The organism is Massilia solisilvae (genome assembly GCF_024753215.1).
Taxonomy (GTDB): Bacteria; Pseudomonadota; Gammaproteobacteria; order Burkholderiales; family Burkholderiaceae_D; genus Telluria; species Telluria solisilvae.
The window spans coordinates 58,112-80,323 of the sequence record NZ_JANUGV010000001.1; the positions used below are offsets into that span (position 1 = coordinate 58,112).

General features: G+C 66.4%; 24 protein-coding genes. 17 read left to right on the plus strand and 7 right to left on the minus strand.

The features are described 5' to 3' along the window. The first annotated feature begins 30 nt into the window (after positions 1-30). Positions 31-183 (plus strand): rubredoxin, encoded by a 153-nt coding sequence (locus tag NX773_RS00285; protein WP_258855812.1) that lies wholly within the window; start codon positions 31-33, stop codon positions 181-183. A 13-nt stretch (positions 184-196) separates the two neighbouring features. Here the strand turns inward: NX773_RS00285 and NX773_RS00290 are convergent, their stop codons facing one another. Beyond that, entirely contained in the window at positions 197-673 is a 477-nt protein-coding gene (locus tag NX773_RS00290) for a phosphate-starvation-inducible PsiE family protein (RefSeq protein WP_258855813.1), read from the minus strand. A 175-nt stretch (positions 674-848) separates the two neighbouring features. Continuing rightward, the gene (locus NX773_RS00295; protein ID WP_258855814.1) at positions 849-2,303 is read right to left on the minus strand and encodes a cryptochrome/photolyase family protein; all 1,455 of its coding nucleotides are present in this window, start codon (positions 2,301-2,303) and stop codon (positions 849-851) included. 178 nt (positions 2,304-2,481) lie between these two features. Here NX773_RS00295 and NX773_RS00300 point away from each other — a divergent pair, with 178 nt between their 5' ends. The 6 genes from NX773_RS00300 (at position 2,482) to NX773_RS00325 (ending at position 7,200) form a co-directional block, all read left to right on the plus strand. Further along, positions 2,482-3,144 (plus strand): YqgE/AlgH family protein, encoded by a 663-nt coding sequence (locus tag NX773_RS00300; protein WP_258854411.1) that lies wholly within the window; start codon positions 2,482-2,484, stop codon positions 3,142-3,144. Between the two features lie 2 nt (positions 3,145-3,146). Next, positions 3,147-3,539: a Holliday junction resolvase RuvX gene (gene ruvX, locus NX773_RS00305; RefSeq protein ID WP_258854412.1), complete on the plus strand. Its 393-nt coding sequence runs from the start codon at positions 3,147-3,149 to the stop codon at positions 3,537-3,539. Next, the gene (gene pyrR / locus NX773_RS00310) at positions 3,526-4,044 is read left to right on the plus strand and encodes a bifunctional pyr operon transcriptional regulator/uracil phosphoribosyltransferase PyrR (RefSeq protein ID WP_258854413.1); all 519 of its coding nucleotides are present in this window, start codon (positions 3,526-3,528) and stop codon (positions 4,042-4,044) included. The genes ruvX and pyrR overlap by 14 nt, the downstream gene beginning before the upstream one ends. Next, positions 4,037-5,002, plus strand: a complete 966-nt coding sequence (locus NX773_RS00315; RefSeq protein ID WP_258854414.1) for an aspartate carbamoyltransferase catalytic subunit — start codon at positions 4,037-4,039, stop codon at positions 5,000-5,002. Before pyrR ends, NX773_RS00315 begins: the two co-directional genes overlap by 8 nt. Then, positions 4,999-6,285 carry a dihydroorotase gene (locus tag NX773_RS00320; protein ID WP_258854415.1) on the plus strand — a complete coding sequence of 429 codons (1,287 nt, stop codon included), beginning with the start codon at positions 4,999-5,001 and terminating at the stop codon, positions 6,283-6,285. The genes NX773_RS00315 and NX773_RS00320 overlap by 4 nt, the downstream gene beginning before the upstream one ends. A 141-nt stretch (positions 6,286-6,426) precedes the next feature. Next, the gene (locus NX773_RS00325; RefSeq protein ID WP_258854416.1) at positions 6,427-7,200 is read left to right on the plus strand and encodes a lysophospholipid acyltransferase family protein; all 774 of its coding nucleotides are present in this window, start codon (positions 6,427-6,429) and stop codon (positions 7,198-7,200) included. 16 nt (positions 7,201-7,216) lie between these two features. Here NX773_RS00325 and NX773_RS00330 read toward each other — a convergent pair whose 3' ends face one another. Next, positions 7,217-8,074 carry a symmetrical bis(5'-nucleosyl)-tetraphosphatase gene (locus NX773_RS00330; RefSeq protein WP_258854417.1) on the minus strand — a complete coding sequence of 286 codons (858 nt, stop codon included), beginning with the start codon at positions 8,072-8,074 and terminating at the stop codon, positions 7,217-7,219. 102 nt (positions 8,075-8,176) lie between these two features. On the opposite strand from NX773_RS00330, the gene rfbB reads away from it, so the two are divergent. From rfbB to NX773_RS00380, 10 genes are all read left to right on the plus strand, one after another. Then, a complete protein-coding gene (rfbB, locus tag NX773_RS00335) occupies positions 8,177-9,244 on the plus strand; it encodes a dTDP-glucose 4,6-dehydratase (RefSeq protein WP_258854418.1) in 1,068 nt (355 codons plus the stop codon). Then, the gene (gene rfbA / locus NX773_RS00340) at positions 9,241-10,131 is read left to right on the plus strand and encodes a glucose-1-phosphate thymidylyltransferase RfbA (RefSeq protein WP_258854419.1); all 891 of its coding nucleotides are present in this window, start codon (positions 9,241-9,243) and stop codon (positions 10,129-10,131) included. The genes rfbB and rfbA overlap by 4 nt, the downstream gene beginning before the upstream one ends. Continuing rightward, on the plus strand, positions 10,131-10,679 hold the full coding sequence (gene rfbC, locus NX773_RS00345) for a dTDP-4-dehydrorhamnose 3,5-epimerase (RefSeq protein ID WP_258854420.1): 549 nt from the start codon (positions 10,131-10,133) through the stop codon (positions 10,677-10,679). Before rfbA ends, rfbC begins: the two co-directional genes overlap by 1 nt. Further along, complete coding sequence (gene rfbD, locus NX773_RS00350) at positions 10,676-11,551, plus strand: dTDP-4-dehydrorhamnose reductase (protein ID WP_258854421.1); 876 nt, start codon at positions 10,676-10,678, stop codon at positions 11,549-11,551. Before rfbC ends, rfbD begins: the two co-directional genes overlap by 4 nt. 217 nt (positions 11,552-11,768) lie before the next feature. Continuing rightward, entirely contained in the window at positions 11,769-12,869 is a 1,101-nt protein-coding gene (locus NX773_RS00355) for an MraY family glycosyltransferase (RefSeq protein WP_258854422.1), read from the plus strand. A 77-nt stretch (positions 12,870-12,946) separates the two neighbouring features. Next, on the plus strand, positions 12,947-13,252 hold the full coding sequence (locus tag NX773_RS00360; RefSeq protein ID WP_258855815.1) for an H-NS histone family protein: 306 nt from the start codon (positions 12,947-12,949) through the stop codon (positions 13,250-13,252). 191 nt (positions 13,253-13,443) lie between these two features. Continuing rightward, the gene (locus NX773_RS00365; RefSeq protein WP_258854423.1) at positions 13,444-14,826 is read left to right on the plus strand and encodes a phosphomannomutase/phosphoglucomutase; all 1,383 of its coding nucleotides are present in this window, start codon (positions 13,444-13,446) and stop codon (positions 14,824-14,826) included. 7 nt (positions 14,827-14,833) lie between these two features. Beyond that, a complete protein-coding gene (waaC, locus tag NX773_RS00370; protein ID WP_258854424.1) occupies positions 14,834-15,817 on the plus strand; it encodes a lipopolysaccharide heptosyltransferase I in 984 nt (327 codons plus the stop codon). Beyond that, the gene (gene waaA, locus NX773_RS00375) at positions 15,814-17,085 is read left to right on the plus strand and encodes a lipid IV(A) 3-deoxy-D-manno-octulosonic acid transferase (RefSeq protein WP_258854425.1); all 1,272 of its coding nucleotides are present in this window, start codon (positions 15,814-15,816) and stop codon (positions 17,083-17,085) included. Before waaC ends, waaA begins: the two co-directional genes overlap by 4 nt. A gap of 47 nt (positions 17,086-17,132) precedes the next feature. Then, entirely contained in the window at positions 17,133-17,678 is a 546-nt protein-coding gene (locus NX773_RS00380; RefSeq protein WP_258854426.1) for a YcxB family protein, read from the plus strand. Positions 17,679-17,839: 161 nt separating this feature from the next. Here NX773_RS00380 and NX773_RS00385 read toward each other — a convergent pair whose 3' ends face one another. The 4 genes from NX773_RS00385 to glyS are packed head-to-tail and all read right to left on the minus strand — an operon-like array spanning position 17,840 to position 22,198. Beyond that, positions 17,840-18,742, minus strand: a complete 903-nt coding sequence (locus NX773_RS00385; protein WP_258854427.1) for a M48 family metallopeptidase — start codon at positions 18,740-18,742, stop codon at positions 17,840-17,842. Positions 18,743-18,786: 44 nt separating this feature from the next. Continuing rightward, the gene (locus NX773_RS00390) at positions 18,787-19,527 is read right to left on the minus strand and encodes a lysophospholipid acyltransferase family protein (RefSeq protein ID WP_258823651.1); all 741 of its coding nucleotides are present in this window, start codon (positions 19,525-19,527) and stop codon (positions 18,787-18,789) included. 25 nt (positions 19,528-19,552) lie between these two features. Further along, entirely contained in the window at positions 19,553-20,101 is a 549-nt protein-coding gene (gene gmhB, locus NX773_RS00395) for a D-glycero-beta-D-manno-heptose 1,7-bisphosphate 7-phosphatase (protein WP_258823652.1), read from the minus strand. Positions 20,102-20,110: 9 nt separating this feature from the next. Next, positions 20,111-22,198 carry a glycine--tRNA ligase subunit beta gene (gene glyS / locus NX773_RS00400; protein ID WP_258854428.1) on the minus strand — a complete coding sequence of 696 codons (2,088 nt, stop codon included), beginning with the start codon at positions 22,196-22,198 and terminating at the stop codon, positions 20,111-20,113. Positions 22,199-22,212 lie beyond the last annotated feature (14 nt).

Sequence of the window (22,212 nt, forward strand, 5' to 3'; positions counted from 1 at the left end):
GAAACAACCGCGCAGGCCTACCAGACCTGGATGTGCATGATTTGCGGCTGGGTCTACGACGAACAGGCCGGTGCGCCCGAGGAGGGCATTGCACCCGGCACGCGCTGGGCCGACGTGCCGATGAACTGGACCTGTCCCGAGTGCGGCGCACGCAAGGACGACTTCGAAATGACCGCGATCTGACGCGGCCTTGACCTCATTCCCGGGCCTGCCCGGGGGGGCGCCTGCCGGCCCGGCCGCCGCTTCCGGCCTCCATGCCGCGCCGCGCCGCGGAATCATCGCGTTCCCGTACCAGCCAATAGACCAGTCCCAGCGCCAGCAGGGCGCCAGCCATGGCGGCCACCTTGGCCGGGCTGGCCTGCTCCTCCAGCACCACGAACTTGCGCGCCAGCGCGATGAGCGCGATCAGGATCACGGTCTTGACCTGGATGATGCTCTCGTTGCGCAGCGCCACCTTGACGATCGAGTGCTTGAATTCGAGCGCGATCAGCACGGTCATGATCATGCCGAACACGAGCTGGAAGGTCTCCGGCTCGAGCACATCGAGCGTTTCCGTCGCCAGCATATGCGTCACCACGCGCACCAGCTCGACCAGGGCGACGATGATCACGACCGCGATCAGCCCGCTCAGCACGAGCGCCACCAGCTGCTCGAAGCGCTCGTAGAGCGTCATCACCTGCCACAGCCGCCTGGCCTCCACGCCCAGTTTCGTACGTGCGCGCTCCGGCGGTTCTTCGTGCAGCCGTTCTCCGATCGGTCTCTCTCGCATGGGCGCAACCTTTCCGCGGTATGCGCCAAGTGTAGTGCGAATTGGCGCCATGGATGGGCGGCAAACGTGCGCGCGGGCCTTACGCTTCGCCAGCCCCTGCCTTGATCGCCTCGAAGCGCGCCAGCGTGCGCTTGCGCGCGCTGTCGTGCTCGACGATGGGCCACGGATAATCGCGTCCCATCTGCACCCCCTTGGCCAGCAGCAGCATCGGCTCGGCCAGGGACGGCGCATGGATCTCGCGCGCGTCGAGCGCGGCCAGTTGCGGCAGGTAGCGCCGGATGAAGTTGCCGTCCGGGTCGAACTTGCGCGACTGGGTGAGCGGATTGAAGATGCGGAACCACGGCTGGGCATCGCAGCCGGTCGAAGCGGCCCACTGCCAGCCGCCGTTGTTCGACGCCAGGTCGTAATCGTTCAGCTTGAGCGCGAAGTAGCGCTCGCCGCGCCGCCAGTCGATGCCCAGGTCCTTGGTCAGGAAGCTGGCGGCGAGCATGCGCAGCCGGTTGTGCATGAACCCGGTCTGGTTGAGTTGGGCCATCGCCGCGTCCACCAGCGGGTAGCCGGTGCGCCCTTCGCACCAGGCGGCAAAGGCATCGTCGGCAGCAGGCCCCTGTTCCCAGGCGACGGCGTCGAACGCGCTCTTGAACGACTGCGTCACCACGCGCGGGTGGTGGTACAGGATCATCGCGTAGAACTCGCGCCAGATGAGCTCCGACAGCCATACTTCGGCGCCGGCGGCCCCGTGCGCGCCCATCTGCCGGGCGGTGCGCGCCAGGTGGCGGATCGAGGTGGTGCCAAAGCGCAGGTGCACCGACAAGCGCGAGGTCGCGTCATCGGCGGGGAAGTCGCGCGCCGTGCCGTAGCTGGCGATGCGGTCGAGGAAGCGCTCGAACAGCTGCGTGGCCCCGCTCATGCCCGCCGGCCCGACCGGCGTCGCCGGTTCGACAAACCCGATGTCGGCCAGGCTGGGCAGGGCACTTGCGGCGGACGGGGGCGCAAGGCGCGCGGCCAGCGGCTCGATCTCCCACGGCGCGAGCGCGTCCGGATTGGCGGCCAGCTGGCGCAGCCAGGCGTTCTTGTAGGGTGTGAAGACCGAGAACGGCTGCCCGCCCAGGGTCAGCACTTCGCTGCGTTCGAACACCACCTGGTCCTTGGAGGTCGCAAGCAGGCGCCCGTCCGCCGCCAGCGTGCGCGCGACCCGGTCGTCGCGGGCGATGGCGTGAGGCTCGTAGTCGTGGTTGGCGAATACGGTCTGGACCCCCAGCTCGGCGGCCAGGCGCGGGATCTCCTCCTCGGCGCGCCCGTGGCGCACGATCAGGGTGCCGCCAAGCCGGCGCAGGTCGGCATCCAGTTCGCGCAGGCTGGCGTGGATGAAGTGCACGCGCCGGTCGTCGCGCGGCAGGCCGGCGAGGATGTCGGTGTCGAACACGAAGGCGCAATACACGCTGCTTGAACCGGCCAGCGCACGGTGCAGGGCGGCATGGTCGAAGCTGCGCAGGTCGCGCCGGAACCAGACGAGGGACTTGCTTTTAGGCATCATTTGATGTGCGGGGTCAATGCGACCCGGCATTTTACTGGCTACGATGGGCCTTAGCTGCGCGCGGCACGGCATTTGCGGGGCCGGCGGCCCGATTCAGTGTAAACTATCGAAAAATCCAACGTTGTAGGATGGATAAGCGGTAGCCTGTCAGAGTGAGCCCATAGGAAGTCAGCGTATGAAGAAAAGCAAGGTCGGCACAACTCTACCCATGCCCGGGATGCCGCAGGAGCGGATCGACACGCTTGGCAAGGCGGCCTCGGCTACCGCGGCGTCGGGCCTGAACCTGGCCAACCATTTTCTCATTGCCATGCCCGCGATGCAGGACCCGATTTTCGGCGGCACCGTGGTCTATGTGTGCGAGCACAACGACAAGGGCGTGCTCGGGGTGGTGATCAACAAGCCGACCGACATGACCATGGACGTGCTGTTCGACCGTATCGACCTGAAGCTGTCCGAGGGCCTCAAGAGCACGGTCAGCAGCGCGCCGATCATGTTCGGCGGCCCGGTCCAGGACGACCGCGGCTTCGTGCTGCATTCGCCGGGCGGGCGTTACTCGTCCTCGCTGGCCGTGACCGACGAGGTGGCATTCACCACCTCGATCGACGTGCTCGAGGCGGTGGCCAACGGCGATGGCCCGCAGCGCATGCTGGTGTCGATCGGCTACGCCGGCTGGAGCCCCGGCCAGCTCGAGGAAGAAATCGCCAAGAACGGCTGGCTGACGGTGAACGCCGACGCCCGCGTGCTGTTCGACCTGCCGATCGAGGAGCGCTACAACGCCGCCATCAAACTCCTGGGAATCGACCCGCTGATGCTCGCACCTGAGGCCGGCCATGCGTAATAATGGTTGACATCGTCCTGGGCTTCGACTTTGGCATCAAGCGCATCGGCATCGCGATGGGGAACACCCTGACGGGCCAGGCGCAACCGCTTTCCGTCATCAAGGCCGTCGATAACGCCACCCGTTTCAAGGCCATCGGCGAACTGATCGAGCAATGGCGCCCGGCGCGCCTGGTGGTCGGCGAACCGCGTCATCCGGACGGCGCCGAGCACGACATGACGCTGCGCGCGCGCCGCTTTGCCAACCAACTCAATGGCCGCTTCAGCCTGCCCGTCACGCTCGTGGACGAGCGCTATTCGTCGGCAGTCATCCCCGCCAAGCGCGGCGAGATCATCGACGCCAAGGCGGCCGCAATCATTTTGCAACAATACTTTGACGACCATGTCCAAAACTAGTGACGACTTCGACGCCGAAGCGCTGTACCGCACCCTGCTCGGGCAGGTGCGGGACGGCCTTGCCGGCGTCGGCGATGCCGCCATCGTCGGCATCCATTCCGGTGGCGCGTGGCTGGCCGAACGGCTCGCGCGCGACCTCGACCTGAACGGACGGCTGGGCTTTATCGACGTCTCGTTCTACCGGGACGACTACGCGAAGAAGGGTCTGCACCCCGACGTGAAGCCGACCCACATCCCGTTCAACGTGGACGGCGCCACCATCGTGCTGGTGGACGACGTGCTGTTCACCGGGCGCACCACGCGCGCGGCGATCAATGTGCTGTTCGACTACGGCCGCCCGCAGCGCATCGTGCTGGCGGCGCTGGTGGACCGCGGCGGGCGCGAGCTGCCGGTGGCGGCCGATTTCGCCGGCGCGCGCGTTACGCTCAAGCCGGGCCAGTCGCTGGCGCTGCTGAAGAACGCCGACGGCCAACTCTCGCTCACGATCGAAGAAGACAATGTTTAATCCCCAGCTGAATAAAAACGGCGAGCTGCAGCACCTTTTGACCATCGAAGGGCTGCCCAAGCCGATCATCAACCACATCCTCGACACGGCGTCGAGCTTCGTCTCCATCTCGGACCGCGAAGTGAAGAAGGTGCCGCTCATGCGCGGCAAGAGCGTGTTCAACCTGTTCTTCGAGAACTCCACGCGCACCCGCACCACCTTCGAGATCGCCTCCAAGCGCCTGTCGGCCGACGTGATCAACCTGAACATCGCGGCCTCTTCCACCACCAAGGGCGAGTCGCTGCTCGACACCATCGACAACCTGTCGGCCATGCACGCGGACATGTTCGTGGTGCGCCACGCGCAGTCGGGCGCGCCGTTCCTGATCGCCAAGCACCTGAACGACCACGGCCAGAAGGATATCCACGTCGTCAACGCCGGCGACGGGCGCCACGCGCACCCGACCCAGGGCCTGCTCGACATGTACACGATCCGCCACTACAAGAAGGACTTCACCAACCTGACGGTGGCCATCGTCGGCGATATCTTGCACAGCCGCGTGGCGCGCTCGGACATCCACGCGCTCACCACCCTGGGCGTGCCCGAGATCCGCGCGATCGGCCCGGCCACGCTGCTGCCGGGCGGGCTGGAACAGATGGGCGTGCGCTGCTACTCGAACATGGACGAGGGCCTGAAGGGCGTGGACGTGATCATCATGCTGCGCCTGCAGAACGAGCGCATGTCCGGCGCGCTGCTGCCGTCGGCCCAGGAATACTTCAAGAGCTACGGCCTGACGCCCGAGCGCCTGGCGCTGGCCAAGCCGGACGCGATCGTGATGCACCCCGGCCCGATGAACCGCGGCGTCGAGATCGATTCGGCGGTGGCGGACGGCGCGCAGGCGGTGATCCTGCCGCAGGTGACGTTCGGCATTGCGGTGCGCATGGCGGTGATGAGTATTTTGGCGGGAACCCACGGATGAAACTACATATCAAGAACGGGCGCCTGGTCGACCCGGCGAACAACATCGACAAAGTAACCGACCTGTTCATCGCGGACGGGAAGGTGGCGGCAGTGGGCAGCGCGCCCGCGGGTTTTGCCGCCGACAGCACCATCGACGCGACCGGCCTGGTGGTGGCCCCTGGCCTGGTGGACCTGTCCGCGCGCCTGCGCGAGCCAGGCTACGAGTACAAGGCCACGCTGGAATCGGAGATGCAGGCGGCGATGCAGGGCGGCGTGACCACGCTGGTGTGCCCGCCCGACACCGACCCTGTGCTCGACGAGCCGGGCCTGGTGGAAATGCTCAAGCACCGCGCGCGCAACCTGAACCAGGCGCACGTGCACCCGCTGGGCGCGCTCACCGTGGGCCTGAAGGGCCTGGCGCTGACCGAAATGGCGGAGCTGACCGAGGCCGGCTGCATCGGCTTCTCGCAGGCCGAGGTGCCGGTGCAGGACACCACGGTGCTGCTGCGCGCGCTGCAGTACGCGAAGACCTTCGGCTACACCGTGTGGCTGCGCCCGCAGGACGCGCACATCGGCCGCGGCGGCGTCGCCCACAGCGGGCCGCTGGCCTCGCGCCTGGGCCTGTCGGGCGTGCCGGTGATGGCCGAGACCATCGCGCTGCACACGATCTTCGAGCTGGTGCGCGCCACCGGCGCGCGCGTGCACCTGTGCCGCCTGTCGTCCGCCGCCGGGCTGGAGCTGGTGCGCGCGGCCAAGAAGGAAGGGCTGCCGGTCACCTGCGACGTGGGCGTCCACCACCTGCACATGACCGACGCCGACATCGGCTTCTTCGATTCCAACGCGCGCATCGATCCGCCGCTGCGCAGCCAGCGCGACCGCGATGCGATCCGCGCCGCGGTGCTGGACGGGACCGTGGATGCGGTCTGCTCGGACCACACCCCGGTGGACGACGACGAGAAGCTGCTGCCGTTCGGCGAGGCGTCGCCCGGCGCGACCGGGTTGGAACTGCTGCTGTCGTTGATGCTCAAGTGGGCTGAAGACGAACGAGGCGCGGGCAAGGACAGCTTGTCGCGTGCGATCGCCAGGGTCACCAGCCAGGCCGCGCGCGTGGCCGGGCTGCAGGCGGGGAACCTGTCGGTCGGATCGAGCGCCGACGTCGTCGTGTTCGACCCCGAGGCCCGCTGGACCGTCAAGGCATCGGCACTGGCCAGCCAGGGCAAGCACACGCCGTTCCTGGGCTACGAGCTGTCGGGGCAGGTGAAGGCGACCATCGTCGCCGGCCAGGTCGCGTACCAGCGCTAACGCCTGTCATGCGGCCGGGGTTCCCGCGCGGGCGGGAACCCTTCCGGCGCGCCCCCTCCCGCGACACATGCATATGCCTGTACAATCGGCCCCGAGCAGCGCGCGGCATGGGACCCGCGCGGGCATTATCACCGTCGACACTTGAACATCCAGCTTGCCTGGCGCCTGGCGCGCGCCTCCCTCCATCTCGCAGCGGGCCTTGCCACCTGCGCCTTCGTATTCCCGTGGGCGGGGCAAAGGCTGCGCGAACGCCTGACCCGGCGCTGGTCGCTCCAGCTGCTGGCGCTGTGCCGCGTCTCGGTGGAGCAGGGCCATGGCGCCCCGGCGCTGGCGCACGCGCTGATCGTCGCCAACCACGTCTCGTGGCTGGACATCTTCGTCATCAACTCGCTGCACCCGTGCCGCTTCGTGGCCAAGGCCGAGATCCGCGGCTGGCCGCTGCTTGGCTGGCTGGCCGGGCGCGCCGGCACCGTGTTCATCGCGCGCGGCGACCGGCGCGGCCTGCGCGACATCTTCAAGGGCCTGGTGGGCATGCTGCGGCAGGGCCAGCGCGTCGCCTTCTTCCCGGAAGGGACCACCTCGCGCCAGGGCGTGATCCTGCCGTTCCACGCCAACCTGCTGGAGGCGGCGATCGACGCCAGCGTCGCGGTGCAGCCGTATGCGCTCGAGTACGTGGACGAGCGCGGCACGCACCACACGTCGGTTGACTACGTTGGCGAGACCACCTTCGTGAACAGCTTCTTCTCGATCCTGTCGGGGCCGCCCGTGCGCGCGCGGCTCACTTGCCTGGCGCCGCTCAGTTCGGTCGGCGAGCACCGCCGCGACCTGGCGCAAGCCGCGCGCACGGCGATCTCGCGCTCGCTGGGCGCGCGCATGGCCGAGGCAGCGTCCGACGCCCCGCCGCTGCGCGCCTGAGCCGGCGGCCGGCACATCAAGCGCCGGCTTTCTTTTTCCCGCCGTGCTCCTGGTATTCGGGGCAGTCCACCTGCAGCAGCGCGCGATTGTCCAGGCACACGGCGGAGAGCTTGCCGCCCCAGACGCAGCCGCTGTCCACGCCGATCACGTTCGGCCGCATCACCAGCCCCAGCGCCGACCAGTGTCCGAACACCACGGTCACGTCCGCCGTCTTGCGGCCGGGGACCTCGAACCACGGCACCAGGTTGGACCCGGGCGGCCCGATATCGCTCTCCTTGTGCTTGAAGTCCATCGTGCCGTCCGGTTGGCACAGGCGCACGCGCGTGAGCGCGTTGACGATGCAGCGCAGGCGCGGCAGGCCGGTGAGCGCGTCGTCCCAGCGGTTCGGCTCGTTGCCGTACATCTGCGCAAGGAACCCGGTCCAGCGCTCGCTGCGCAGCACGGCCTGCACTTCGCCGGCCAGCGCCATGGTCTGCTGCGCGCTCCACTGCGGCGCCACGCCGGCGTGCACCAGCAGGTGGCCGTCCACGAACATGGCCAGCGGGCGCTGGCGCAGCCACGCAACCAGCTCGTCGCGATCGGGCGCGGCCAGGATCTCGTCCAGCGTGTCCGATTTGCTGACCGCTTGCGCGCCGACCGCCACGGCCAGCAGGTGCAGGTCGTGGTTGCCGAGCACGGCCTCGACCTGCCCGCCGCTGCGCTCGGCCAGGGCTTTCGTGCGGCGCAGGGCGCCCAGCGAATCGGGCCCGCGATTGATCAGGTCGCCCACGAACAGGATGCGTGCGTCACCCCGGGCATCCTGTTCGATATGATCGAGCAGGACCTGGGCTTCGTGCGCGCAACCCTGCAGGTCGCCGATGACATAAGTTTTCATGCTGTGGATCGTTTTGGAGCGGGCTTTCGGCCCGGATTTCTCATGGCGCGGCGGCTTTCACATAAAATGCTGCCTGGCCTTTACCTTTTGGCAGGATACTAAATGATTTTGGTGACTGGCGGTGCCGGGTTCATCGGCTCCAATTTCGTGCTGGACTGGCTGGCCCGGTCCGACGAGCCGGTCGTCAACTGCGACAAGCTGACGTACGCCGGCAACCTGGACAACCTGTCGGCATTGGCGGACGATGCGCGCCACCGCTTTGTGCGCGCCGACATTCTCGACCGCGGACAGGTCGCGGCCCTGCTGCGCGCCCATCGCCCGCGCGCCATCGTCCATTTTGCCGCCGAAAGCCATGTCGATCGATCGGTCGTGGCGCCTGGCGATTTCGTGGCCACCAACGTAACCGGCACGTTCAGCCTGCTGGCCGAAGCGCACGCGTATTGGAGCAAATTGAGCGGCGCCGAACGCGAAGCTTTCCGATTCCTGCATATTTCGACCGACGAAGTGTACGGCTCGCTGCAGCCGGGCGCGCCGCCATTCACCGAAGAGTCGCCGTATGCGCCGAACAGCCCGTATGCCGCCACCAAGGCGGCGTCCGACCATCTGGTGCGGGCCTGGCACCAGACTTACGGCCTGCCGGCGATCATCACCAATTGCTCGAATAATTACGGTCCGCGCCAGTTTCCTGAAAAGCTGATTCCCCTGATGATCGCCAATGCGCTGGCCGGCGCGGCGTTGCCGGTCTATGGCGACGGTTTGCAGTTGCGCGACTGGCTGTATGTCGGGGACCATTGCGCCGCCTTGCGCCGGGTGCTCGAAGCCGGCAGGCCCGGCGAAACGTATGCGATTGGTGGCAACTGCGAAATGACGAATATCGCGGTGGTGCTCGCCATTTGCGACGTGTTGGCCGAATTGGCGCCCAAAGCCGGCGGCTACCGCGCCCAGGTCGCGCACGTTGCCGATCGCCCGGGGCATGACCGCCGCTATGCGATTGACAGCGCAAAGATGCGGCGCAAACTGGGCTGGAGCGCCGCGGAGAACTTTGAAAGCGGCCTTCGCAAGACCGTGCAGTGGTACCTCGGGAACCAGGATTGGGTCGCCAACGTGCAATCGGGAGCATACCAGGCATGGATCGAACAGAATTACGCCAGCCGGGAGGACCAGCCATGATGCCAAAGGCGCGGCGCGGCATCGTGCTGGCGGGCGGATCGGGCACGCGCCTGTATCCGATGACCCTGAGCTTGTCCAAACAGCTCATGCCGGTGTACGACAAGCCGATGATTTACTATCCGCTGTCAACGCTGATGCTCGCCGGTATCCGCGATATTCTCGTCATATCGACCCCGCACGATATGCCGCGCTTTCAGGAACTGCTGGGCGACGGCAGCCAGTGGGGCATCTGTTTGCGCTATGCCGCGCAGGCCGCGCCGGAAGGAATTGCGCAAGCGTTCGTGATTGGCCGCGATTTTCTGGGCGATGCGCCGTCTGCGCTGATTTTGGGCGATAACCTCTATTACGGGCATGGCCTGGATCGCCAGCTGGAAGCTGCCAGCGCGCGCCCCGACGGCGCAACCGTGTTCGCCTACCACGTGCACGATCCCGAGCGTTATGGCGTGGTTGAATTCGGCCCGGGGCGGCGCGCGCTCTCGATCGAGGAAAAGCCCAGCCAACCCAAGTCCAGTTACGCGGTCACCGGTCTGTATTTCTATGACGCCAGCGTGGTCGACATCGCGTCGTCGATTCGTCCCTCGGCCAGAGGCGAACTCGAAATCACGGACGTGAACCGGGCCTACCTTGACCAGGGCCGGCTGCAGGTGGAGGTGATGGGGCGGGGCATGGCCTGGCTCGACACCGGCACCCATGAATCGTTGCTCGACGCCGCCCAGTTCATCGCCACGATCGAAAAGCGCCAGGGCCTCAAGGTGGGCGTGCCGGAAGAAATTGCTTATCGCAAGGGGTATATCGATGGCACGGCGCTCGAGAAACTGGCCGCACCGCTGCAAAGCAGCGGATACGGGAAATACCTTTTGCAAATCCTGAATGGCACGGTGCTCTGATGAAAATAACTCCAAGTGACATCGCGGACGTGCTGATCATCGAACCGCAGGTCTTTCGCGACGAGCGCGGCTTTTTTTACGAAAGCTTCAATGAGCGGCGCTTCGAGGAACTGACCGGGCTGCAGCCGCGGTTTGTGCAGGACAACCATTCTCAGTCCGTGCGCAATGTCGTACGCGGCCTGCACTACCAGGTCGGGCAGGCCGCGCAGGGCAAGCTTATCCGTGTGGTGGCGGGTACGATTTTCGACGTCGTCGTCGATTTGCGCCGCGGCTCGCCGTCATTCGGGCGCGCGGCCTGCATCGAACTGTCCGCCGACAACCAGCGACAGCTCTGGATTCCGCCCGGGTTTGCCCACGGCTTTCTGGTCACGAGCGAGCGCGCCGATTGCATCTACAAGACCACCGGCTACTGGTCGCCCGCCGATGAGCGCACGCTGCTCTGGAACGATCCCGCGCTGGCCATTGACTGGCCCTTGCGCGGCGCGCCGATCGTCTCGGCCAAGGACCAGGCCGGCACCCCGTTGGCACAGGCCGAGGTGTTTTCGTGAACATCCTGCTGACGGGCGCCAGCGGCCAGGTCGGCTACGAGCTGCGGCGCAGCCTGCAGGGCCTTGGCAATGTGGTCGCCCCGACCCGGTCCGGGCTCGACCTGTCCGACCTGGCGCAGTTGCGCTCGGTGGTGCGCGAGCTCAAGCCCGGCCTGATCGTCAACGCGGCGGCCTGTACCGCGGTCGAGCGGGCTGAGTCCGAGCCGGCGCTGGCGCTGCGCGTGAACGCCGAGGCGCCGGGCGTACTGGCGGACGAGGCGCGCCTGGTCGGCGCCGCCATCGTCCACTATTCGACCGATTACGTGTTCGACGGCCGCCAGCAGGCGCCCTATCGCGAAGAGGATACGCCGGCCCCGCTGAACGCTTATGGCCGCAGCAAGCTCGCGGGCGAGCAGGCGGTGGCCGCATCCGGCGCCGCGCACCTGATTTTGCGGACGAGCTGGGTGTACGGCCTGCGCGGCCACAACTTTTTATGCACCATGCTTGAACGGGCCCGGCAAGGCCACGCGTTGCGCGTCGTCGCGGACCAGTTTTCGGCGCCCACCTGGAGCCGGACCCTCGCCGAAATCACTGCCCAACTGCTGGTGCGCGCGCAGGCGCCTGGATGGTGGCAGGCGCATTCCGGCATTTATCACTTGAGCTGCGACGGGCAAACCAGTTGGCATGGCTTTGCGCAAGCCATCATGGCCGAGGCCGGAATCGGCTGCGAGGTCCAGGCAATCGGCAGCGCCGAATATCCGTCGCCAGTCCGGCGCCCGGGCAATAGCACCTTGTGCTGCGATAAATTAAAGGCCCTCGGCCTGGTATTTCCGTCATGGCATGAGGCGTTGCATTTGTGCATGCAAGACCGAGCTATTGTTGAATATGATTAACTACAAAATTTAGAACAATAATTGGCCTAAAAAGGACGATTTCGCTCAATTGCTAAAGCGGGTGCGGCGCTAAACTGTTTTGTTCAAAAACTTCCTGGCTGAGCAATTAGGTAGAATGGCGCATTCGCGCAAGTAGATGCGCTTGCTGATGCCGTCGCGCCCCTGGCGCGACATCCTGGGAACACGCCGGCGCCGTTGCGCACTTCATGAATTACACATGTTCTCATTTCTCGTGAGTTTCGTGGCTTCGGCCCTGCTGACCTTGCTCGTGGTAAAACACACCAGATTGCACGGCCCGGCCCTGGATAATGATTTCGGCGGCGTGCAAAAGGTCCATACGCATACCGTCGCACGTATCGGCGGGCTGCCGATTTTTCTTGCGGTCGCGATCAGTGCGGCCATTTCCGTGTCGCGCGTGCCGGCGCTGTCGCAATGGATGTTTGCGCTGTTGTCCTGCTCGCTGATCGCTTTTGTGGGCGGCATTGCCGAGGACTATACCGGGACGGTGCGCCCCTCGCGGCGCCTGCTGCTGACAATGGCCGCGTCCCTGCTCGGTTACCTGCTGCTCGACGCCAGAATCGGGCGGATCGACCTGCCGTTCGGCTCGTTTGTCCTGCACAGCGCCTGGATCATGCTGCCGCTCACGGTGCTGGCGGTGGCCGGCATCGCCAACGCAATCAACATTATCGACGGCTTTAACGGCCTGGCCAGCGTGGTCACCATCTTCATGCTGGTATCGCTGGCTTACGTGGCGATGCAGGTGGGCGACATGTTCGTCGTGGTGGCCGCGCTGATGGTGGCTGGCGCCACCGCCGGTTTCCTGATCTGGAATTACCCGGTCGGGCTGATTTTCCTCGGCGACGGCGGCGCCTATTTCATCGGCTTCATGCTGGGCGAACTGGCGTTGTTGCTGGTGATGCGCAATCCGCAGGTATCGACCTGGTATGCGGCGCTGCTCCTGATTTATCCCGCATTCGAGACGGTCTTTTCCGCCTATCGCCGCATGTTCGTGCGCGGTAAATCGCCGGCCATGCCCGATGGCATACACCTGCACAGCCTGATTTTCCGGCGGATTGTGCAATGGACGGTCGGGCCGCGGGAGGCTCGGGCGCTGATGAAACGCAACGCCCGCACGTCGCCTTACCTATGGCTGTTTTCGCTGATGGCGGTTATCCCGGCCACGGTGTTCTGGCGAAATACGACAATGCTGATAATCTTCTGTTTGTTGTTTATTATCAGCTACGTGTGGCTGTATGCGCGTATCGTTCGGTTTAAATCCCCGCGCTGGCTGATTTGGCACAAGAAGGACTGGCAATAAATTGCCAATGTAGTATATTGCGACATTTGGTGAGATTTAACTTCAACTGTTTCAACCCCAACTACAGAGGAACGACGATGGATCTGTCTAATATGTCCCTTGGTGATCTGCGCAACTTGCAGGAGCAAATCAAGCAAGAAATGAAAAAGCGTGAACAGCAGGAAGTGCAAAAAGCGCGCGAGCAGATCCTGGCCATCGCGCAAAGCGTCGGCGTGCCCCTCAAGGACCTGATTACCACTGGCCGTGGCAAATCCGGTTCGGTCGCCGTGCGCTACCGCCATCCGGACAATGCAAACCAACAGTGGACCGGCCGCGGGCGCCAGCCGAAATGGGTCAAGGAATGGGTGGAAGGCGGCAAGTCGCTCGACAAGCTGCGCGTCTGATTCCCTTGCCGGCGCTGCGGCGCCGCGCGTTCCCTGCTGCGGCAAGCGTGGCGGACCTATCCCAAGGGTCCGCTTGCCGCTACAATACCGTCTGGTTTTATCATCCCTCCAACATTGGCGTTTAGCACGCCCGGCGTGGGTGCCGGCTTATTTGTCGGTGCAGCGCGCTCGCATCACGGTATTGGAACAACATGGTCGCTCTCTCGAAAACGATTTTCAAGGCTTACGACATCCGGGGCGTAGTCGGCAGCACGCTGGACGCCGGGATCGCGCACAAGATCGGCCAGGCCTTCGGCCGCGCCGCGCTGGCCAAGGGAGAGCGCAAGGTCGCCATTGGCCGTGACGGCCGCCTGTCCGGCCCCGAGCTGGCCGCCGCGCTGTCGGACGGACTGCGCGCCGCCGGCGTGGACGTGATCGACCTGGGCATGGTGGCAACCCCGATGCTGTACTTCGCGACCAACGTGCTGGACACGCGCTCGGGCATCATGGTCACGGGCAGCCACAACCCGCCGGACTACAACGGCTTCAAGATGGTGCTGGCGGGCGAGGCGATCCACGGCGAGGCCATCACCGGCCTGTACGACAGCATCGCGGCCCACGACGGCAGCGCCGCGGCGCAGCCGGGCGGCTACAGCACGCACGACATCCGCGAGGCCTACATCGAGCGCATCGTCGGCGACGTCAAGCTGGCGCGCCCGATCAAGGTCGCGGTCGATTGCGGCAATGGCGTGGCCGGCGCGTTTGCCCCGGCGCTGTTCCGGGCCATGGGCGCCGAGGTGGTGGAACTGTTCTGCGAGGTCGACGGCACCTTCCCGAACCACCACCCCGATCCCGCCCATCCCGAGAACCTGCAGGATTTGATCCGCGAACTGGCCAGCGGCGACGCCGAGATCGGCATGGCCTTCGACGGCGACGGCGACCGCCTGGGCCTGGTCACCAAGGATGGCCAGATCATCTACCCGGACCGCCAGATGATGCTGTTCGCGGCCGAGGTCCTGGCGCGCAACCCGGGCGCGCAGATCCTGTACGACGTCAAGTGCACGCGCCACCTGGGCCCGTGGATCGAACAGAACGGCGGCCAGCCGCTGATGTGGAAGACCGGCCACTCGCTGGTCAAGGCCAAGCTGCGCGAAACCGGCGCTCCGCTGGGCGGCGAGATGAGCGGCCACATCTTCTTCAAGGACCGCTGGTACGGCTTCGACGACGGCCTGTACGCCGGCGCGCGCATGCTCGAACTGCTCACCCGCGAACGCGATCCCTCGGCCGTGCTCAATGCGCTGCCGATCGCCACCAGCACGCCCGAGCTGCACCTGCACCTGCAGGAGGGCGAGAACTTTACCCTCATCGAAACCCTGCGCGCGGACGCGACCTTCCCAAGCTCGGAGCGCATCGTCACCATCGACGGCATGCGCGTCGAATATCGGGATGGCTTTGGCCTGGCGCGCTCGTCCAACACCACGCCCGTGGTGGTGCTGCGCTTCGAGGCCGAGTCGCCCGAGGCGCTCGCGCGCATCCAGGCCGAGTTCCGCAACGTGATCCTGGCAGCCAAACCGGACGCGCAACTGCCGTTCTGACGCAAGCATGAATATTCTTCTGGTGCGCGTGTCGTCCCTGGGCGACGTGCTGCACAACCTGCCGGTCGTGGCGGACATCCGGCGCCACTATCCCGATGCACAGATCGACTGGGTGGTCGAGGAAGGCTATGTCAGCCTGGTGCGCCTGAACCCGCACGTGCGGCGTGTGATCCCGTTTGCGCTGCGGCGCTGGCGCCGCGGCCTGTTCAAGCCCGAGGTGCGCGCCGAGATGCGCGCGTTCTTCCGCACGCTGCGCGAGGAGCCGTATGACCTCGTGCTCGACACCCAGGGCCTGATCAAGACCGGCATCATCATGGGCGCCGCGCGCGTCAAGCCGGGCGGGCGCAAGGTGGGGCTGGCCAACGGCACCGAAGGCTCGGGCTACGAGCCGGTCTCGCGCATCTTCCACACCGACAGCGTCAAGGTCGCGCGGCGCGCGCACGCGGTCGCGCGCGGTCGCGAGGTGGCGGCCAATGCGCTGGGCTATGCGATCGACACGGCGCCGGACTTCGGCCTGCCGGCGCCGTCGAACCTGGCGGCGCGCCCGGCATGGATGCCGCGCGAGGACTACGCCGTGTTCTTCCACGGGACCGCGCGCGCCGCCAAGAAGTGGGCCGCGCCGAACTGGATCGCGCTCGGGCGCGCGCTGGCGCCCATGCCCGTGCTGCTGCCCTGGGGCTCGGAAGGCGAGAAGAGCGAGGCCGAGCAGCTCGCCGCGAGCCTGCCGAATGCGCGCGTGCTGCCGAAGCTGTCGATGATGGACGCGGTCGAGCTGGCGCGCGATTGCGCGCTGGCCGTTGGCGTGGACACGGGCCTGACCCACATCGCGGCGGCCTTCGTGCGGCCCACGGTGGAGATCTACTGCGATTCGCCGCGCTGGAAGACCGAGGGCAACTGGTCGCCGCGTATCGTCAATCTGGGCGACACCGGAACCCCACCGTCGGCCGACGACGTGGTGGCCGCCGCGCGCACCCTGCTCGCAAGCGCATGAAACGCTCCACCTACTCGGCGCTGTGGTGGCTGGCGCTGCCGGCGGTGCTGGGGCGGCTGTGGTGGCGCGGGCGCAAGGAGCCCGGCTACCGCCGGCACTGGGGCGAGCGGCTGGGCGTGTATGGCCAGCCGCTGCCGGAACGGCTGACGATCTGGGTGCACGCGGTGTCGGTCGGCGAAACCCGCGCCGCCGAGCCGCTGGTGGAAGCGCTGCTTGCGCAGTGGCCGGGCTGCCGCATCCTGCTCACCCACATGACGCCGACCGGGCGCGCCACCGGACAGGCGCTGTTCGCGCGCCACGGCGAGCGCCTGGTGCAGTCGTACCTGCCCTACGATACCGCCGCCATGGTGCGCCGCTTCCTGCGCCACTTTGCCCCGCGCGTGTGCATCCTGATGGAGACCGAAGTCTGGCCCAACCTGATTGCCGGTTGTGCCAAAGCCGGCGTGCCCGTGGCACTGGTCAACGCGCGGCTGTCCGAGCGCTCGCTGCGGCGCGGCCAGCGCATGGGCGAACTGATGCGCGAGGCTGCGCGCGCGATCACCTTCGTGGCCGCACAGACCGACGCCGATGCCGCGCGTATCCGCGCGCTGGGCGCGCTGGACGTGGAGGTCACCGGCAGCATCAAGTTCGACGTGACACCGCCGCCGCAGCTGCTGGAAAAAGGCGCGTGGCTGCGCGCGCGCATCGGCAAGCGGCCGGTGCTGCTGTGCGCCAGCACGCGCGAGGGCGAGGAGGCGCTGATCCTCGACGCGTGGGGCGGCATGCGCGAGCGGCCGGCGGGCATGCTGCTGGCGATCGTGCCAAGGCATCCGCAGCGCTTCGACGAAGTGGCGCGCATGGCCGAGACGCGCGGCCTGTCGCTGCAGCGCCGCTCGGCGCTGACCGGGAGCGACGTGGTCGACGCGGACGTTCTGCTGGGCGACTCGATGGGCGAGATGTTCGCCTACTACGCGGCCTGCGACTGCGCCTTCATCGGCGGCAGCCTGTTGCCGCTGGGCGGCCAGAACCTGATCGAGGCGGCGGCCGTCGGCAAGCCGGTGCTGGTGGGTGAGCACACGTTCAACTTCCTGCAGGCGACCGACGAAGCGGTGGCCATGGGCGCGGCGCTGCGCGTGCGCGACGGCGCCGACCTGCTGGCGCAGGGCGCGGCCCTGCTGGCCGATCCGGCGCGGCGCGCACAGATGGGCGAACGCGCGTTTGCTTTCGCCAACCGGCATCGTGGCGCGACCGTGCGCACGGTTGAATTCTTGCGACGACTTATCGATTAGGTTTTGCTACCATGCGCATCTGAGTTCGGTAAAAGAAGGGGATGCGCATGTTGTGGTCAGATCGCCCAGGGTCGGCGGGAAGCGCCGATGCGGCTGGAGCGCTGGTCCAGCACGACGACGAGGCAGCGCCGTTTGCCGCTTCCGAGCCGTCGTCGCGGCAGGCGGCGGCATCTCCAAACATTCCTTTATGCGAACTGCATTTCGCGGTGCGCTACCGCTTGTGGGAATATGCCGCCTTCATGTGGCAGCACGGGCGCTTTCTCATTCGCCGCAGGCGGGTCGGCTTCCCGGCCGGCTGGTACCTGCTGGTCAAGAGCACTGCGGTCGCGGTGCTGCACTTCATCCTGCTTGGCCGTTCGCGCCGCACTTACGAATTCACCATCGACGAGCACGGGATCGTGCGCAACACCGGCACCGGCGTCACGCTGATCGACTGGAACGACGTGATCACGGTGCGCAGCTACCCGCGTGGCCTCATGTTCGTGCTTAGCCGCGGCACGCTGCCCATTCCGTTTCGCTGCCTGGATGCCAGCCAACTGGCGGCGCTGCGGCGCCTTGCGGACGAGCGCAAGGCGCTTCCGGCTGATTCCTGAAGACGCGAGCGCAAGGCGTAGCGTAAGCGCTCGGCAGGGTACTGCCCAGCCTCTCCCTGCCCACGCGTTCAGGCGCGCGTTTGACACTCCGGCGGGCGAGTTATAGTTGAACGCGTGGGCAGCAAGCTGCCCACCCTACGTGCGCTGGTCGAGCTGGCCGTTCAATCCTCGAACAGCACCGGCATCTCGTGCGAGCGCTTGCGCAGCGCCAGGCGGGCGCCGTCGTAGTCCGGGTACACCGCGCCCACCACCTCCCAGAAGCGCGCGCTGTGGTTCATCTCGCGCAGGTGCGCCAGCTCGTGCACCACTACGTAGTCGATCAGCGCGAGCGGGTAGTGAATCAGCCGCCAGTTCAGGCGAATGTTGCCGCCGATCGTGCACGAGCCCCAGCGCGTGCCGGCCGATGACAGCGCGAACGCCTTGTACGACAGCTCCATGCGCACCGCATACATGTCCAGCCGCTCGGCGAACACGCGGCGCGCCTCGTCCTGGTACCACAGGCGCACGCGCTCCTTGAGCTGCCATTCCGACAAGCCGGGCACCACACCCACCGACAGCTCGCGCGTGTCCTCGTCAAAGCGGCAGTGGCTGCGCGCCGCCGGCTGCAGGCGCAGCGTGAGCTCGCCGCCCATGTAGGGCAGCTGGGCGCCGTCCTGCCACACCAGCGGCGGCTTTTGCAGGCGCTGCACGCGGCGCTCGCCGCGTTCGTGCAGCTTGGACAGGATCCAGCGCTGCTTGGCCCGGATCGCGTTGTCCACCTCGGCCAGCGTCACGCGCTTGGGCGCGGTCACGCGCAGGCCGTCGTCGTCGATCATGAAGCCGATCGAGCGGCGCGCCGAGCGGCGCAGAGCGAATTCCACCGCGTGCGCGCCAAGCACGATGCGGCGCAGTGGAGGGTCGTTGGGGCCGCGCGGCGGCACCGGGAAGGTCACGCGCGGCGGTGCCGGCGGCGCCTTGAACAGCGGCTGCACCGGCGCGGCCGGTTTGGAGGAGGGTTCGAGTGAAGCGAAAAAATCTTGTGCAAACAGTTCCAGTTGGTGCCCGTCGATCTTGGAAGAGGTCATGGTGTGCTGCGGAGAGGATGCTCTGATCAGGGCGCCAACTTCGCTCAGCCACCTTTGTAGACGTGGGGCGAAATGACGCGCATTTCCGATTCTATCCAATTTTCGACCTCATGCATCAGGCTGTCAGGAGTGTGGTTTTCCGGCGATATCGGTTTGCCAATCGATACCGTCACCAACCCTGGCCGCTTGATGAAAGATCCGCGCGGCCAGCATTCACCTGCATTATGCGCGATCGGCACAACCGGGGTCTGCGTTTCCACAGCCAAGCGTGCGCCACCGCTCTTGTACTTGCCTTTTTTGCCAACCGGGATGCGCGTCCCTTCGGGGAACATGATGATCGACTGGCCGTCGGCCAGCCGCCTGCGGCTATGGCGGACCACCTGGGCAAACGCGTTCTTGCCCTGCTTGCGGTCGATCGGGATCATGCGCAGCAGCGCCATGCCCCAGCCGAAAAACGGGATATACAGTATCTCTTTTTTGAACACGTACACCAGCGGGCGCCGCATGTTGGGCAGCATGAAGATCGTCTCCCACGCCGACTGGTGCTTGGACAGCAGGATTGCCGGGCGCGCCGGCAGGTTCTCGTAGCCCTTGACCTGGTAGCGGATGCCGCAGATCGCGCGCGCGGCCCAGATGATGAACACGTTCCAGCGCGAGGTGACCCAGAAGCGCTTGTTGTAAGGGAGCGGCGCGGCCAGGAAGCACACGCACGACCACACCACGGTGGCCACCAGCATCACGAGCGTGAAGAGCAGGGACCGCAGGAACAGGACTGGATGTCTCAAGGAGGGTCTTTCTATAAAATCGGTGTCAGGCGGCGGCCGGCGCCTTGAGCAGGGCGTTGACCACCGCGGCCAGGTCCGGGAACACCTGCGTGCCCGGCGGCAGGCCGCCGGTGGCGTAGGTCTTCTCGCCCTTGCCGGTTAAAACGAGGTAGGGCACGCAGCCGCTGATGAAGCCCGCCTGCAGGTCGCGCAGCGAGTCGCCCACCGTCGGCACTCCCTTGAGGCTGACCTTGAAGCGCTTGGCGATCTCCTCGAACATGCCGGCCTTGGGCTTGCGGCAGTCGCAGTTGTCGATTGCCGCGTGCGGGCAGAAGAAGATCGCGTCGATGTCCGCGCCCACCACCTGCGCGGCCTCGTGCATCTTCTGGTGGATCGCATTGAGCGTGGTGATGTCGAACAGCTCGCGCGCGATGCCCGACTGGTTGGACGCGATGATGACGCGGTAGCCCGCCTGGTTGAGCCGCGCGATCGCCTCGAGCGAGCCGGGGATCGGGATCCATTCGCTGGGCGACTTGATGAACTCCGGCGAATCATGGTTGATGACGCCGTCCCGGTCGAGGATGATCAGCTTCATGGCGCTTCCTTACGCGGCCAGCTTGGAGATGTCGGCCACGCGGTTCATCATGCCGTGCAGCTGCGACAGCAGGGCCAGGCGGTTGTTGCGCAGGGCCAGGTCGTCGGCCATCACCATCACGTCGTTGAAGAACGCGTCCACATCGTCGCGCAGCTGGGCCAGCGTCTTGAGCGTGCCGGTAAAGTCGCCGGTTGCTGCTGCCGCGTCCACCTCCGGGCGCACGCGCTCGATCGCGGCGGCCAGCTTTTTCTCGGCATCTTCCTGCAGCAGGCCGGCCTGCACGGCGCCGCTGGGCGCCTCGGTCTTTTTCAGGATGTTGGTGATGCGCTTGTTGGCCGCGGCCAGCGATGCGCTTTCCGGCAGCGCGGCGAAGGCCTGCACCGCTTCCAGGCGCTGCACCACGTCGTCCACGCGGTCCGGGTCCTGGGCCAGCACCGCTTCCACCTCGTTCGGCGTGAAGCCGCGCTCGCGCAGCATGCCGCGCAGGCGGTCCAGCATGAATTCCTTCACTTCCACGCCCGGGTCCTTGAAGCCGGGCTGGTATTCGAACACGGCGGCGGCGTCTTGCAGCAGCTCGGAGATCGCCAGCGGCAGGCGCTTTTCCACCAGCATGCGCACCACGCCCAGCGCATGGCGGCGCAGCGCGAACGGGTCCTTTTCGCCGGTCGGGGCAAGCCCGATCGACCAGATGCCCACCAGCGTCTCGAGCTTGTCGGCCAGCGCGACGGCGGTGCCGGTGTTGGTCGAGGGCAGGGCGTCGCCGGCAAAGCGCGGCTGGTAGTGTTCGGATGCGGCCAGCGCCACTTCTTCCGGCTCGCCGTCGTGGCGCGCGTAGTAGGTGCCCATGATGCCTTGCAGCTCGGGGAACTCGCCCACCATGTCGGTCAACAGGTCGGCCTTGGCCAGCTGCGCGCCGCGCTCGGCCAGCAGCACGTCGTAGCCGAGGCGCTTGGCGATCATGCCAGCCAGGCGCGTGACGCGGCCGGTGCGCGCGGCCTGCGTGCCCAGCTTGTTGTGGTACACCACGTTTTCCAGCAGCGGCAGGCGCGATTCCAGCGTCTTCTTCTTGTCCTGCTCGAAGAAGAACTTGGCGTCGGACAGGCGCGGGCGTACCACGCGCTCGTTGCCGCCGATGATGGCGCTGGCGTCGTCGGTCTGCAGGTTCGAGACGATCAAAAAGCGCGAGCGCAGCTTGCCATTGGCGTCGGTCAGCGCGAAGTACTTCTGGTTGGTCTGCATGGTCAGGATCAGGCACTCCTGCGGCACCGACAGGAAGGCATCCTCGAAGCGGCATTCGTACACCACCGGCCATTCGACCAGCGCGGCCACTTCGTCCAGCAGCGATTCCGGCATCAGCACCTTGTCGTCGCCGGCTTTTTCCAGCAGCTGGGTGCGGATCGATTCCTTGCGCGCGGCGGTGGAGGCGATCACGCGGCCTTCGCGCTCGAGCACCGGCGCATACTGTTCGGCGCTGGCGATCGAGATCGTGCCGCCGTGCGACAGGAAGCGGTGACCCAGGGTGTCGCGACCTGCGGCCAGGCCCAGCAGCGACAGCGGCAGCACGTCCTGGCCGAACAGGGCCAGCAGCGTATGCACCGGGCGCACGAACTGCACGGTCTCGCCATCCGGGCGCTGGTAGCTCATCACCTTGGGGATCGGCAGCTTGGTCACGGTCTCCTGCAGCACTTCCTGCAGCGCGCCGGCCAGCTCGACGCCCGGCGCGGTGTAGGTGTAGAAGAAGCTTTCGGCCTTGCCATCCTGCGCGCGTTCGAGGTCGCCGATGGACAGGTCGGGGAAGCCCAGCGCGGCCAGCTTCTTGGCCAGCGGCGGCGTCGGATTGCCTTCCTTGTCCAGGGCCACTGCGACCGGCAGCACCTTTTCGCGGATCGTCTTGTCCGGCGACTTGGCGCGCACGTTGGTGATCGAAACGGCCAGGCGGCGCGGGGTGGTGTACGGCGTGGGCACGCTGTCGTTTTCCAGGAAGCCGCGTGCCTTCAGGCCGCTCTCGATGCCGGCGGCAAAAGCCGCACCCAGTTTGACGAGCGCCTTCGGAGGCAGTTCTTCGGTCTGCAGTTCGACGAGTAGTGTTTGATTCATGATTCTGTTCTTAT